Origin of the sequence: Colwellia sp. MB02u-10, assembly GCF_014077185.1 — a bacterium.
In the GTDB taxonomy this organism is placed as follows: Bacteria; Pseudomonadota; Gammaproteobacteria; order Enterobacterales; family Alteromonadaceae; genus Cognaticolwellia.
Genome location: NZ_JACGVK010000053.1, coordinates 26,020 through 40,314, shown reverse-complemented (window position 1 = coordinate 40,314; position 14,295 = coordinate 26,020). Strand labels below are relative to the sequence as shown.

Here is a 14,295-nt window from a genome sequence, read left to right as displayed (position 1 = left end):
TTATAAATCGGCTGAAAAGGCTTTTACACAGGAGAGTTTTGCTGAAGCGGCCTATTTTAAATGGCAACAAAACTCTCTGTATTACTTTCAATTTAAATAGTACAGCGTTTAGTTTGCATGCCATTGTGCCAGCAGCGGTAATACATCACGTTCGAATGAGGTTTGAACTAGCGATAGAGATTCAATTGCACCTTGTATTCTTAAACGAGCATCTGCGTCGTTAATTGCTTGCCTAAAGGGTAAGTTATCTTCTCCTTTAATAGCTTGTATAGCGGTGAGGGCATCATTAATTTGGTTATTCATCCTGCTCGCTAATTCACTGTCAGCGGCTGCGACAAAGTCGATAATGCCTTGTTTATCTGCACCATTGATAAATTCACCGCGAAAGACATTTTGCACGCCTTGGATATTGTCGGCAAAATCGGCTAAAGAATTCCAACTGTATTGTGATTCTACTAATGAAGTATCCGTAGTACTCAAACTTGTGCCAAAAGGCTCGGCTATTTTTCCATTGCCGACTTCATCAATAATGCCAATCATCCCCTGGATTAATTCCTCTATCACACCAAGCTCAGACGCATAAACATTATTGTTCGCCGTTAAGAGTAACTCTTTGTAGGCAGGTGAGTTGCTATGACTTGGATCATAAGAAACTGTCCAAGCATCCGCTAAAGACTGAGCATACTCGTTAAACACTTCAGCCGTTGCCACTAAATATTCACGCTCAAGCGGGGTCATTTCATCGATCGTTTTCTCATTGTCTGCTAGACCATCACCAAACAGTAAAAACTCCATGGTGTGAAAGCCTTGTACGTCATCATTAAATAATTTAACTTGCTCGGCAGTAAAACCTGACTGAGATGCTAATAACGCTTGTAAGTCGCTAGTATTTAATGGCCAGGTATCTAAATGTGGGTCGATTGAGAGTGCATCTACGGGACCAAAAATATGAGCTTCACCTTGCTCCCATGGTATTCGGACATCACGCCAAGCTTGTTGTGCTGCAGCCAAGTTTTCAGCAGTAGGGGAGTTGAATAAGGTTAAGGTTGCTAAATGGTATTTGTTGGCTTCAGTGCTTAATGACAAATAACCCGCCACAATCACGTCATTGGTTAAATTTGTGATCATTTCAGTCGCACTGAAAGTAAAGCTGTTATTAATTACCGGCGCTTCTCTTACCGCTTCCGATGATGAACCACCACAAGCCGATAAAATAATTGCGGATAAAGTTGCGGCGACCAAAGATTTTTTTACGTACATGTTTATGTCCTTTTAAAAGTTTAAAATTATTATTCTGTGACTTTTGCTTAATGTGACTTTTTTAATGTGAGTGATTGCGATGCGCCTATATAGTGAAGAAATATCCCAGAGATAGTGCCACTGAGTGAGTGTTATCAAGATTTTCTTGAGCATATTTCTGCTCGGAAATTTGTACTTTGAAAACCAACTCTGGAATAGGGTAATAATTAACGCCGACTGATAACTCTTGTTTATCAAAGCGAGGAGTAGCGATGCTATTAGCCACTTTTTTGATCGGATTAGCATAATCAACAGCAGTAAAAATTTGCAGTGGTGATGACAAACCTAAAAGTCCTTGCGCGTTATAACCTAATTCAACAAAAGCCGATTCAGCTTCGCTACCCACTTGAGAGAAATTTCCTGGCTTTAAGCCGGGCGTAGTTTTATTTGCTAAAGTAATCGCTTCACTGTCTTCTAACTGGCCAAATAAGTACTGTCCTCTTGCTAACCAGTTACCGGCGCTCCACGCTCCGTGCACGCCAAAAATTTGTAAATTACCGTCGCCGGCAATATTATTCTGGTTATTACGATTGTCTGTGGTATTGCTGGTGTAATAACTTAAGCCAATGCCCTTATCTTTTTTGACATCGCCATAATCAAGGCGAAAAGTGAGCGCTAAATCATCAGAGTTAACTTGTTCAAAGCGTTTCTGATGGCCAGTAGCCGCCCATTGATAAGTTCGAAAATATTCTGAATTTAACCCTGTGGTTAATAGCGCTTGTGCGGTAAAATCCTGCCAATGAGTGATGACATTAACCCCGGTTTCATTCCAAGTTTGTGGGATCATGCTGGCCTCACTCCAATGACGCTCGGTGGTCATATATTGGTGAGGTTGATGTAAGTCTGTGCCCAAACCGACAGGAACAAAAATGCGGCCTATTTTTACCGCCAGATATTGATTAGCTTGATAACGCACTTGTAGCTTTTCAACGACCACTTCACCGCCAGCCTCTATCTCATTTTCAAATTCGCCAAATTCTTCAAAGCCATCGTATTCAAGTGTTACACCGGTACCGCCATGTTCATACTCAAGCTCTAGCTCCACTTGCCATTTCGGCGTGAAATCGTAAACCAATTCAAGTACAACTCTTTCTAGGTCCGTACTCGCACGTCTGCTTGGATCTAAATCTTGGGTATTTCTAAATACTTCCTCGTTTTTATATCTCACACTGCCGTAAGACTTTATTTGCCAGTTTTTATCTAGCGACAAGGTTTGATCTGCTGTATTCATTGCTAACATGGCGGCAGATTGCGACTTTAAAGCCTTAAGCTGAAGTTCAATATCAGCAATTTTCTGTTGTTGTGCTAAGAAGTCTTCTGCAGCTGGTGTTATGCTTTGTTGCTCATCAGCCAATGCCGCAGTACTTACTAAAAACATCACTAATATGTTTGAAATCTTCATAAATAAACCTAAATGGTAATGATAACTAATTGTATTTGAAGGGAGTGTAATCGCATGTAATCGTAAATGCAAATAATAATCAAAATCATTTGTATTTATGTTGTGGCGAGTTTACTTAATAAAAATCAAGCGAAAACAAGGCATGATTTGAGTTGTAATCGGGTAATAATGAGGGGTTGTTGTAAAATTAATTTCTCGGTGAGTTGCTTTCATTTTCTGTAGTACTTTATCGAGGTAAGCGCGTAATTAGCCCCACATACCAATATTAATCGAGCCTGCGCATAATTATCTTAGTAAATTAACATGAGGTAATTATGAATAAACAGCAAAAAATCAAACACTGGCAAAACATCTTTGAACAGCAACAACGTAGCGATTTAACTATCATTCAATTTTGTCGCGACAACAAGGTTAACGTGTCCACCTTCTATGCTTGGCGTAAATGCCTATCTGATAAAGCGCTACCCGTAGAACAGCAACAGGTGATCCCCTTTGTTATTCATGAACAATCTTTTACACAACCGTCCATGATTAAACTCACCACGCCCAGTGGCTACCAAGTAGATTTTGAGTCGACCTTAAGCCATCAAGCCTTAACGAAAATATTGAGTGCGCTGTAATGCACTCCCCAAACCAAGTCTACTTGGTCACTGGTTTCACTGACATGAGAAAATCAATCAATGGTCTTAGCATTATTGTCAGCGATACCTTATCACTCGATCCTTTGAGTCAAGCTTGGTTTGTTTTTTGTAATAAACATCGCGATAAATTAAAAATATTATTTTGGGATACCAATGGTTTTTGGCTTTATTATCGTCGCTTAGAGCAAGGGCGATTTCAATGGCCGAAATACGGCGAAACGTGTGCTGCAATGAGTATTGAACAACGCCAACTTCAATGGCTATTATCCGGTTTACCCGTGACGAGTCAGACTCGACATCCTACATTATCAGGTTTGTCTGTGATGTAACCCATTACGATCACTTTTACCCTCTTGTACGATCTTGCCAGTGTGTCATGCTGTAAAAATGACAGATGACACACCGCTCCTCACCCTACAAAATCAACTTGCCCAAATGCAAGCACAGATTGATGCCTTGCAAAAAGATAAGGCGGTCTGGCAAGAAGATAAAGTCGAAATGCAAACGCGTATTGACCATCTACTCGCTGAATTAAAGTTAAGTAAGTCACAAAAGTACGGTCGAAAAAGTGAAAAATCCCCTCGAGGTACCTTCAACGAAGCCGAGCAGCATAAAACGACTGAGCCACCTAAACATCATAAAAAAGGCAAACAATCGCTAGCTGAGCATTTTGAGCGAGAAGAGGTTGAGCACACATTAACCGAGTTAGCTTGTTCGTGTTGCGGAGAACAAATGCATCACTGTAGCAGTGAAGATAGCGAACAAGTGAAAATTATTCCCGCCAAAATCAGTGTGATAAAACATAAACAATTTAAATACGCTTGTCGGCACTGTGAACACGAAGCACTGACCAATAAAATAATAACTGCGCCTAAACCAGCTCAACCTATTCCTGGTAGCATCGCGAGTCCTGAGGCCTTAGCCGCAGTAGTTACCGCCAAATACTGTGATGCACTGCCGTTGTATCGTTTAGTTGATATCTTTGAACGCGGTGGTTTACGTATATCAAGAGGAACCCTAGCCAACTGGTGCATTAAGGCCGGCAACCTCATTAAACCATTAGTCAAAGCAATGCAGGCTCACTTGCTTGGTGAGCATAGCTTATGCGCGGATGAAACCCGTGTACAAGTCCTCGATGAAGGTGAAAACCCAAGTAGCAATTCACAAATGTGGGTTTATCGCAGTAATGAAGTAAGTAAACAGCCAGTGGTTATTTACGACTATCAAGCGGGCCGTAGTCGTGCTTGCGCAGAAGAATTTTTAATGGACTACCAAGGATATTTACAGTGTGATGGTTACAGTGTTTATGACGGTATTGAAGGTATTACTCCTGTAGCCTGTTGGGCGCACGCTAGACGTAAATATGATGAAGCCTTAAAAGCAGAATCGAAAAATAAAGGCCGTGCCCATAAAGCCATTAGCTTTATCAGTCAATTATATAAACTGGAAACTCAAGCCAAGAACAAAAAATTATCACCACAAGCGCGGTATCAATTACGACAAGAAAAGACCCTGCCAATTTTAACACAATTTAAAGTATGGCTTGATGAAGCCAGTGATAAAGTGATCGCGGGGAGTTATATTGGCAAAGCAATAAAATACAATCTCAACCAGTGGCATAAACTGATTAGGTACGTTGAAGATGGTCATTTAGGGATTGATAATAATATCACTGAACGAGATATCCGACCGTTTACAACCGGCAGGAAAAACTGGTTATTTTCAAAATCAGTCAATGGTGCACAGGCAAGTGCGACACTTTACAGTATCGTCATGACGTGTCGAGCCAATGACATCAATCCTTATTATTACTTCCAGCATTTATTCAAAACATTGCCCGCACGTCAAAGTGACGATGATGATTTTACAGATTTAATGCCGTGGAATGTGCAGCTAGACTTCGATTATAGCTAAGCGCACTGCTTAATTACGCGCTTACCTTTATCGAGCAAACAAGCTTGATATTTCGATGGCGTAATTTTATTACCGTTGCGCAAATTATCTTGCATCATCTCTACTGTCGAGGTTGTGCAGCGCAATCAAGATTTTATGGCGAGAGCCGCCTATGATTTTGGCTAGGTTATGACATGATTGATGATTTCAAGTCATTTTATCCGCTGAGATTAACCACTTTACTGTTAAGGTGTATTGCTATGCAGTGCAATACGATTACCTTCTGAGTCATGAATAATAGCGCGAAAACCATGTCCGCCAATGGATATTTTTTCTTCAACCAGTCGACCACCATGCATTTCTGATTGTTTAATGGCTTCGTCAAGTCGGCCATTAACATTAAAATAAATTAGTGGCCCAGAGGTAAATATTTGTTCAGGCGCTGATGGAACTAAGCAGCCTGAAACATTGGTTTGAGCATGCGGTAATATACCAATGGTGAAATGCTCAAAGGCTTCTTTTTTTACCTCACCCTTAAGTAGCGCACTATAAAATTCAATAGCGCGGGATAAATCTATAACCGGAATATCAACCCAAACAATCTGATTCTCCATGACATTTTCCTTTGTTATTTATGGTGTTCATATCGAACAGGGACGACCTTGACCTTGGTATAAGTATAGTTGAGTAATTTAATTAGCCACATCGAGAAAGTGTTCATTTAATTAACGTACTTTTTACAAGCAGGAAAGCATGAGAAAGGAATGAGCAGAGCAACATTTAACAGCAGCAGAATAGCTGAAATTTTACTGCTCCTGAAGTTCTCATTCTTTTCTCCCTGTGAGTTATTTTATTATTTTTACAGAGAGGAAAGCATGAGAAAGGAATGAGTAGAGATTTAAAAATTTAAGAGCAGCAGAACAGTAGAACAGCTGATATTTTACTGCTCCTGAAGTCCTCTTTCTTTTCTCCCTGTGAGTTATTTTATTATTTTTACAGGGAGGAAAGCATGAGAAAGGAATGAGTAGAGATTTAAAAATTTAAGAGCAGCAGAACAGTAGAGCAGCTGATATTTTACTGCTCCTGAAGTCCTCTTTCTTTTCTCCCTGTGAGTTGTTTTATTATTTTTACAAGGAGGAAAGCATGAGAAAGGAATGAGTAGAGCAGCATTTAAGAGCAGCAGATCAGCTTATATTCTACTTCTCCTGCAGTCCTCTTTCTTTTCTCCCTGTGAATTATTTTATTATGGTACTTTTTAAAGGTTTTTTTACTGGCTAGTAGCAAGCTTGGTAGAGAGTCGGTAGAATAATTACTTTGGTTTTTATGACTTTGGCGTGCACTACATTATGCGAATTATTCACACATCTGACTGGCACTTAGGCCAACATTTTTATGGCAAAAGTCGCGCACCTGAACATCAGCAATTCTTAAATTGGTTAATTGAACAATCAAAAAGCCAGCAGATTGACGCCATTATTGTCGCTGGTGATATTTTTGATACCGGCACACCACCAAGTTATGCCCGTGAAATGTATTTTGATTTTATTGCTAAGTTGCATCAAACACATTGCCAATTAGTGGTGCTGGCGGGCAATCATGATTCGGTTGCCATGCTTACTGAGTCGCAAAAAATATTGCAGCAACTGTCAACACGAGTTATTTCTGCCGTGAGCAATAATATGGCCGAGCAAGTCTTTGTGCTTAACAGCCTGAAAACTGAGCAGCAAGCGGTGATTTGCGCTATTCCATTTATTCGGCCGCGCGATATTGTTAAAAGCTACGCTGGGCAATCGGCCAATGAAAAACAACGTTCACTGCAACAAGCTATTACTGAGCATTATCAAGTCTTATTTGAACAAGCGCAGGGCTTGTCGCAGCTTAATCAAGCCGATGGCACTCGCTTACCTATTATTGCCACTGGGCATTTAACCACCATTGGCGCATCAACCAGTGAGTCTGTGCGTGATATTTATATTGGCACCTTAGAAGCATTTCCCGCCAGTGAATTTCCAGCGGCTGACTACATAGCTTTAGGCCATATCCATCGACCACAAAAAGTAACCAAGAGCGAACATATTCGTTATAGTGGCTCACCCATCGCATTAAGTTTTGATGAAGCTAACACCCAAAAAAGTATTGTTATTGCAGAATTTAAAAATGGCGATCTTAGCAATACAGCGCTATGTAACGTGCCATGCTTTCAACCTTTAGCTATGGTAAAAACCCATTTAGAAACACTGGCTGAAGACATTGCTAGTGTTGTTGAGTCGAAAAGCATTACATTGAAAAGTGAAGACTCAAACATTGCAGAATCATTAAGTACAGAATCACTAAGTACAGAATCATCAAGTGTAGAAGCAAAAATCACCCATGATGAAAGACCAGGCCAAGAAAAAATCTGGCTCGATATCGAAATTGAAAGTGCAGAATACTTACAAGATTTAAGCGTGCGCATTGAGCAAATAGTCAAAGCATTGCCTGTTGAAGTGTTATTAGTCAGACGCAGTAAAAAGTCCCGTCAACAAATGCCCAGTCATGAGAAGAAAGTCACCTTAAGTGAATTAAGTGTTCAAGAAGTATTTGACACGCGCATGGCGCTAGAACCTTGGGATAGTGACGAGCAGCAACAACGTAAAACGCGCTTAAATAGTTTATACCTTACTATTGCAGAACAAACACAACTGGCTAACTCAAGCAAGCAATCGCTTTTAGAACACAGCGAAGCACATACTAGCTCGACCAGCAAAACGGAGCAAAAATAATGAAAATATTATCGCTACGCTTTGAAAATATCAATTCTTTAAAGGGTCATTGGAAAATTGACTTTACTCAGTCACCCTTTGACACCAGTGCGCTTTTTGCCATTATCGGCCCCACTGGCGCAGGCAAAACCACGATACTCGATGCCATGTGTTTGGCGTTATATCACCAAACACCACGACTTACTATTTCAGATAAGCAAAACCAGTTAATGACCCGCCATACCGCGAGTTGTTTAGCTGAGGTTGAATTTGAAGTTAAAGGTCAAGCCTATAGGGCCTTTTGGAGTCAACGCCGAGCAAAAAACAGTGTCGAAGGTAATCTACAAAAACCGACTGCCGAGTTAGCAAAGTTAATCACTACAGGTGAACTTAATGGCGAAGGTGACAGTGAAATAGCCGCGGGTGAAGCCGAAGTTATTGCCACTAAAGTCTCTGATATTCGAACAGAAATAGCGCGATTAACCGGTTTGGATTTTTCTCGCTTTAGAAAATCTATGATGCTGTCGCAAGGGGAGTTTGCTGCCTTTTTAAATGCACCCGCCAATGAGCGCGCCGATTTATTAGAAGAGCTAACGGGCAGTGAAATTTATGGCGATATTTCAAAAGCGGTATTTGAACAACATAAAGAGGCCAGTAACGAGTTAAAGTTATTGCAGGCTAAAAGCACCGGCATGCAATTATTAAGCGTAGAACAACAACAGCAAATTAATGCCGAACTAAACAAGGTAACTTTGCAGCAGCAACCTTTTGAAGCACAAATAGCCCATTGGCAGCAAATTCGCAGTTGGTTAATGAACGTACAACAAGCTAATAAACAAAAATTACTTGCTGAGCAACAACAAGCATCAGCACAGCAAAAACAGCATCATCATGCTACAGAGTTACAAGCGTTAGCTTTGTCAGGGCCGGCTGAAAATTTACGCGCTGATTACCAACAGCACAATTATGTTAATCAACAGCTTGTTGAGCTTAATGAACAAGCTAGCTTGCTTGAGGTGGATGTTAAAGACAGTAAAAGCCATGTTGAACATGCTGAGCAATCACTGACAGATTTTTTGTTATGCCATGAGAAGCTGCTTGCTGAGCAAGATAAAACTGAGCAATTAATTGTTGAACAAGTGCTACCGCTGGATAGCAAAATTAGTCAACTGAGCGAGCAAAAAATTCAACAAAGTGCACGAGCAAGTGCCGCCAACGAAGCGCTAACGCAAGCAGCAGAGCAAAGCGCACAGTTAAGCAAACAACAGCAATTGCAGCGAGATAAAATTAGCCACGCGCAAGGTATTATTGAGCAACAAGGGCATTTGGCGACCTTGCCTGAGCATTTGCCGTTATGGCGCAATATATTGGCTCAAATGGTTAATGAGAAACAGCTTAGTTTTGAGCTGATCATGCAAGATAAAAACTGGCAAACACAAGCTAATGAACTGACTAATGAACTGACTAAAGAGCAAGAGCAATTAGTTGAACTTGAAGCTGAATGTAAACAACAGCAAGTAAGCCTTAGTAGGAAAGATCAGGATATAAGCCAGCTATTACAGCAAGTTCAGTGTCAAAATGAGCAAGCACTTAGTCAGCAGTTGCATGGCATGCAAGCCACTATTAATGAGCAAGCACAAGCGCTACTTAATGCCCAACGCTACCAGACCCTAAGCGCTGAATTGCAGGAAATTGATAAAACACTTAACACAGATAATCAACAATTAACCCGCTTAACTGAGCAGTTAACGCCTTTGCGTGAAGATTATAAACAGCAAAAAACTGCCTTGATTGATGTGCAGTTAATTGTCGAGCAACAAAAAACCATTATGTCGCTTAGTGCCCATAGAGCAAACTTGCATGCCGATGAAGCATGCCCGTTATGTGGCTCAGAGCAACACCCGGCCATTGCTGATTATCAAGCGCTAAGTGATGATATTTCAGAGGAGAGTGAACATCAGCAGCGCTTAAAACAACTCAAAAATGAGTTAGAACAACTTGAACTGCAGGGTAAAAACTTATCTTCAGAGCAAGAGCGCTTAAAAGAAAGGTTTAACTTAGTTACTGAAAATAAAGCAATAAAACAACAAGAACAGCAGTATTTAACTCAGCAGTGGTTAGCGCAGCGTGAGTTATTAAACATGACTGTTGAACTATCAGCATTTGAGCAAATAACAGCCGACATGCAAACACGGCGACAAAACTTTGAGCAGTTAAATAATGCTAATAACCAACTGCAGCAATTAAAACAAGGTCAGCAACAGCAAGCTGAATTAGTTTCAAGGCTAGAAAAGCAGTTAGTTAACTTAGTGAACTTGAGCCAAAATAAAACGGTGCAGTTAAATCAACTGCAACAACAAATCGTGCAAAATAAGCAAAATCTTATCGATAAACTTGTGCAAATAACGCAAGAGTGGCAAAAGTTAACTGTGTTTATGCAAACGTGTCAGTTAGTTATGCCAGCATGCTTTGCTGTTTTTAATCAAGCAAATACAGACACTGAGAGTGATACGGGTATCGTCGATGTTAACGCATCTAACCATATTATTACGGCTGACAAGTTTGTTGATCTGGTGTCATTACAACAAGCTTGGATAAATGAACTTGAGCAACAAAGTCATGCTTATCAAACCGCCTTGTCTGCCGTGGCGACAGATCATGAACAACTGCAACAAGTACAACAACAACTGGCGGTAATGCACAGTAAAATTGAACAACTGAGTGTGTCTAAGCAAAGCATAACAGCGGATTTAAGTTTGCTAGAAAAACAGCATAATGACGCTAAAGTGCAGCGCGAAAGCTTATTTGCCGCGCAAGATGTTCAACAAATACGCCAACAATTAAAACAACAGCAACAAGCGCAAGAGCAGCTACTTGTTAAGTGGCAAAATGGGGTTAATGAGCAGAAAAATCGCCAACAAAATATTGCGGGTAAGCTAAACGGCAATGTTGAAGCGATCAAGCGTTTAATGCCACAACAGCAAGTGGCCACACAAACTTGGCAAAGACAATTAGCGGCTAGTGATTTTGACACCGAAAACGACTTTAAAGCGGCATTGTTAACCCAAGAACAACGCAACACTTTAAAAGCCCTAGCGTTAACTATTGAGCAACAAAGTCAACAAGCCAAGGCGCAACTACAGCAAGTGCAACAACAATTATCACAACTTGGCGAAGATAAAAAACACTTGCAAGCGCAAACTAAGCAGCTGGTTACCGCTGTTGAAATGGGTGAAAATTCAGCCTGCAATAATGAGCTACTGCTCAAAGATTTAATCTTCAGTGCAAACGTAGCAATAGACGATGACTTGGAGGTTGCTGAGTTTGATAATAAAGCCATTATTTGCTCTAACACCTTAAAGCAATTACAAATACGTCAAGGACAATTAAGCCAACAAATCAGCCAAGACCAACAACAGCGTTATGAACAACAAACATTACTCGATGAAATGCTTAAGCAACAAAATGAACTTGACGACCTTGCTCACCTGAACGGTTTAATTGGCGCGGCTGATGGTGCTAAATTTAGACGTTTCGCCCAAGGCTTAACACTTTCTCATTTGGTTTATTTAGCCAATCAGCAGCTTAATCGCTTGCATGGTCGTTACCAATTACAACGTCAGCAATCAGACAACTTAGCATTAGAAGTGCTTGATACTTGGCAAGCCGATAGTGTGCGTGACACTAAAACTTTATCGGGCGGCGAAAGTTTTTTAGTCAGCTTAGCGTTAGCATTGGCTTTATCAGATTTGGTGAGCGCAAAAACGAGTATTGATTCGCTATTTCTTGATGAAGGTTTTGGCACCTTGGATAACGACACCTTAGAAATAGCACTGTCTGCGCTTGATTCATTAAACGCCAGTGGCAAAATGATCGGTGTTATAAGCCATGTTGATGCCTTAAAAAAACGCATTGACGTACAAATAGAAGTGAAGAAACAAAGCGGCCTGGGTGTGAGTGAATTAGCGGATTGTTATCGCTATATTGGTGGTTAAAACGGTATTGTTATTAAAGCCAAGGTAGTAATATCAAGCAAAAATAACCATAAGCATAACAATAACTGATATGCTCATGAGCCAAGTAAAGCGAAATCCGTCGGTTGTCATCGTTGGCGCAGGCGGATATCTTGCCTGCACTACCGGGTTGCATTCGCTGCAAACACAGCTACCAGCGAAGGCTAAAGTAAAACCGACATCTCAGTTTTTAATATACCCGATAGTCGATATGCAAGGTTTGACCGGGCTCTTACCAAAAATTTAATAAGGATTTAATGTTAACCCACGATTTGATGGATTATTTTATCAGTCATTATGTTAATACCCCAGATGAAGTGATTTTGGCATTAGTTAGCCCACGGCAAACAAAAAATATTAGCGAGCCACCAGCAAGTTATACATTAACCCTAGGATATGATCCGCTCATGGATGACGGTATTGCTTATGCAGAACGATTAAACGCTGCAGGTATAAAAACCTATCACGAACATCATGATGACTGCATGCATGGTTTTATTTCAGTTACTAAGTTCAGTACTTGTGCCATGAAAGCCACTCATAACTTGGTGATGGCATTAAACAGGTTTAATTCCTAACTGTTGATTTAACGGGCATTAGAGCTATTGATCGCTAGCGAATTTTGTTATGAACGGCCATCTAGTGTCATGGTATATTTGTTCAAGTATCTGTTTAAGTATCCGCTTAAGTTATTACTTTAAGTGATCTTCTTCAAGTATTTCCCAGTTGTGCTAGGTAAACTAGGGCACTATAAAAAGTAATCATAAAAGTAATAATAAAAAGTTAAAATAAAGCTTTACTTTACTAATTGTTAAAGATATATTCTCAACGTTAATTATTCACATCTAGTCTATTTAACCGATTGTTTATAAAATCGCGTTTTGCCTTTCCCTTTCACAGTTAGTCATCACTTAATTTATTAAGCTTAAATTATTGTCTGATTTTTCGAGTTTTTTATCGCAAAAAGTAGTTATTTTTTCAAATAAAAAAGTTCCACGATACAATAATATAGCTTTTGTTCATGCGTTTAAGCGCACTTTAAAAGAGTTTATTATGTCTTATACATACCAAGGTACGATCTATTCGATCGCCTCACCCGTTCGGTCAATTTCTGTTAACAAAAATAATGTGGCAGTGACCGATAAAAACGGTACAAAACTGATTTCATTTACCAACGTAAACGAGTCAAAATCATTTCTAGCTTGGATTTACCAAAGCTAGAAAGTTAAACCTACTTAACCAGAGTTATCCTTACCTAGTAACACCCGTTTGAGTTTTGTTTTTACTGAACGCCAATGCGTAACAGGTTGAGTTGGTGCTAGCGCTATCAACTGTTGCCATTGCTGTTCAGTTAATTGAACTTTTGCGCCATGCGCTAAAAGTACAGATTCAACTTTCAAGGCTTTAATTTTTATCAGAGATTTACGATAGCGATTAGGGTAAAAAACTGGGTAGGGTGGAATAAATTTGCCCCTAACTTTAACCATTAAATCAGCAACATAAATTTGATCACTTATTTGATGATGCAAAGATATATCTCGGTCAGTATGACCTTGGGTAAAGTGCACTTGCCAGTCTTCAAAGCCAGGTAAACCTGCCTGATCAATAAGATAATAATCCGGTGTCAGCGAGCTTGAGTAATAGATAAACTTTTTAGCTTTTTTATGGCGACCCGCAACCCACAAAGTCAATAACATATCGGTTAAGTGCATTAACTTACCGTCAAGGCCTGAATACCATTGCCCTGGCACATTCGCCGCCGCTATTTTACAACCGTACTTTTTACCTAATAGCTTTGCCGCTCCTGCGTGATCTGGGTGCATATGCGTAACGACAATTAAAGTAATATCAGACATCGAACGTTTAAGTTCGTTAATGATAAAGTCTTCTAAAATATCAACATCAGCTCGGCAGCAACCATCAAGCAATAGCAGCTTATCTGGGTACTCAGCCAGATAAATATTTTGAATATAACCATTTAAGCAGTGTAATTTGAGCATAAAAGTGACTATGGTGACTTAGTTGTTATTAAACTACCTTGTTATTGATGAAGTATCAACAGGTTAGACCAGTATGTGAGTCGTTGTTTTATTTTCTGCATTACAGGTATTGAATCGTTTAGTTAAACTGTAATGGTTTAATGAAACTGGAAGGATTTATAGCTTAAAGTAAGTAAAATCTTAAAGGTATTCAAATGACCAGAAAAATTAATTACTGTCCTAATCAAAGCTAGAATATGCCAAATTAATGGTAGAAGAAAACTATAACAACAAAAAAAAAGATATTTCAGGTGCTTGTGCCTCAGC

General features: G+C 39.8%; 10 protein-coding genes. 6 read left to right on the top strand and 4 right to left on the bottom strand.

All coding sequences use genetic code 11. From position 1 onward, the window contains the following. Positions 1–108: 108 nt before the first annotated feature. Together H4J59_RS00680 and H4J59_RS00675 are read right to left on the bottom strand one after the other, a co-directional pair. Positions 109–1,260: an imelysin family protein gene (locus tag H4J59_RS00680; RefSeq protein ID WP_182235912.1), complete on the bottom strand. Its 1,152-nt coding sequence runs from the start codon at positions 1,258–1,260 to the stop codon at positions 109–111. Positions 1,261–1,345: 85 nt separating this feature from the next. Next, a complete protein-coding gene (locus H4J59_RS00675; protein ID WP_182235910.1) occupies positions 1,346–2,701 on the bottom strand; it encodes a hypothetical protein in 1,356 nt (451 codons plus the stop codon). A 314-nt stretch (positions 2,702–3,015) separates the two neighbouring features. Between H4J59_RS00675 and tnpA the strand changes: the two genes are divergently transcribed. The 3 genes from tnpA to tnpC are packed head-to-tail and all read left to right on the top strand — an operon-like array spanning position 3,016 to position 5,256. Further along, positions 3,016–3,321 (top strand): IS66 family insertion sequence element accessory protein TnpA, encoded by a 306-nt coding sequence (gene tnpA / locus H4J59_RS00670; RefSeq protein WP_182235908.1) that lies wholly within the window; start codon positions 3,016–3,018, stop codon positions 3,319–3,321. Next, positions 3,321–3,671 (top strand): IS66 family insertion sequence element accessory protein TnpB, encoded by a 351-nt coding sequence (tnpB, locus tag H4J59_RS00665; protein WP_182235906.1) that lies wholly within the window; start codon positions 3,321–3,323, stop codon positions 3,669–3,671. Before tnpA ends, tnpB begins: the two co-directional genes overlap by 1 nt. Before the next feature lie 58 nt (positions 3,672–3,729). Then, the gene (gene tnpC / locus H4J59_RS00660) at positions 3,730–5,256 is read left to right on the top strand and encodes an IS66 family transposase (RefSeq protein WP_182235905.1); all 1,527 of its coding nucleotides are present in this window, start codon (positions 3,730–3,732) and stop codon (positions 5,254–5,256) included. A 224-nt stretch (positions 5,257–5,480) separates the two neighbouring features. Here the strand turns inward: tnpC and H4J59_RS00655 are convergent, their stop codons facing one another. Next, a complete protein-coding gene (locus tag H4J59_RS00655) occupies positions 5,481–5,849 on the bottom strand; it encodes a VOC family protein (protein ID WP_182235904.1) in 369 nt (122 codons plus the stop codon). Positions 5,850–6,581: 732 nt separating this feature from the next. Here H4J59_RS00655 and sbcD point away from each other — a divergent pair. From sbcD to H4J59_RS19230, 3 genes are all read left to right on the top strand, one after another. Next, entirely contained in the window at positions 6,582–7,997 is a 1,416-nt protein-coding gene (gene sbcD, locus H4J59_RS00650) for an exonuclease subunit SbcD (protein ID WP_182235903.1), read from the top strand. After that, positions 7,997–11,971 carry an AAA family ATPase gene (locus tag H4J59_RS00645; RefSeq protein ID WP_182235902.1) on the top strand — a complete coding sequence of 1,325 codons (3,975 nt, stop codon included), beginning with the start codon at positions 7,997–7,999 and terminating at the stop codon, positions 11,969–11,971. The genes sbcD and H4J59_RS00645 overlap by 1 nt, the downstream gene beginning before the upstream one ends. 275 nt (positions 11,972–12,246) lie before the next feature. Continuing rightward, positions 12,247–12,567: an alpha/beta hydrolase gene (locus H4J59_RS19230; RefSeq protein ID WP_259369326.1), complete on the top strand. Its 321-nt coding sequence runs from the start codon at positions 12,247–12,249 to the stop codon at positions 12,565–12,567. A 657-nt stretch (positions 12,568–13,224) separates the two neighbouring features. Here H4J59_RS19230 and H4J59_RS00635 read toward each other — a convergent pair. Beyond that, positions 13,225–13,989 (bottom strand): MBL fold metallo-hydrolase, encoded by a 765-nt coding sequence (locus H4J59_RS00635; RefSeq protein WP_182235901.1) that lies wholly within the window; start codon positions 13,987–13,989, stop codon positions 13,225–13,227. Between the last annotated feature and the right edge of the window lie 306 nt (positions 13,990–14,295).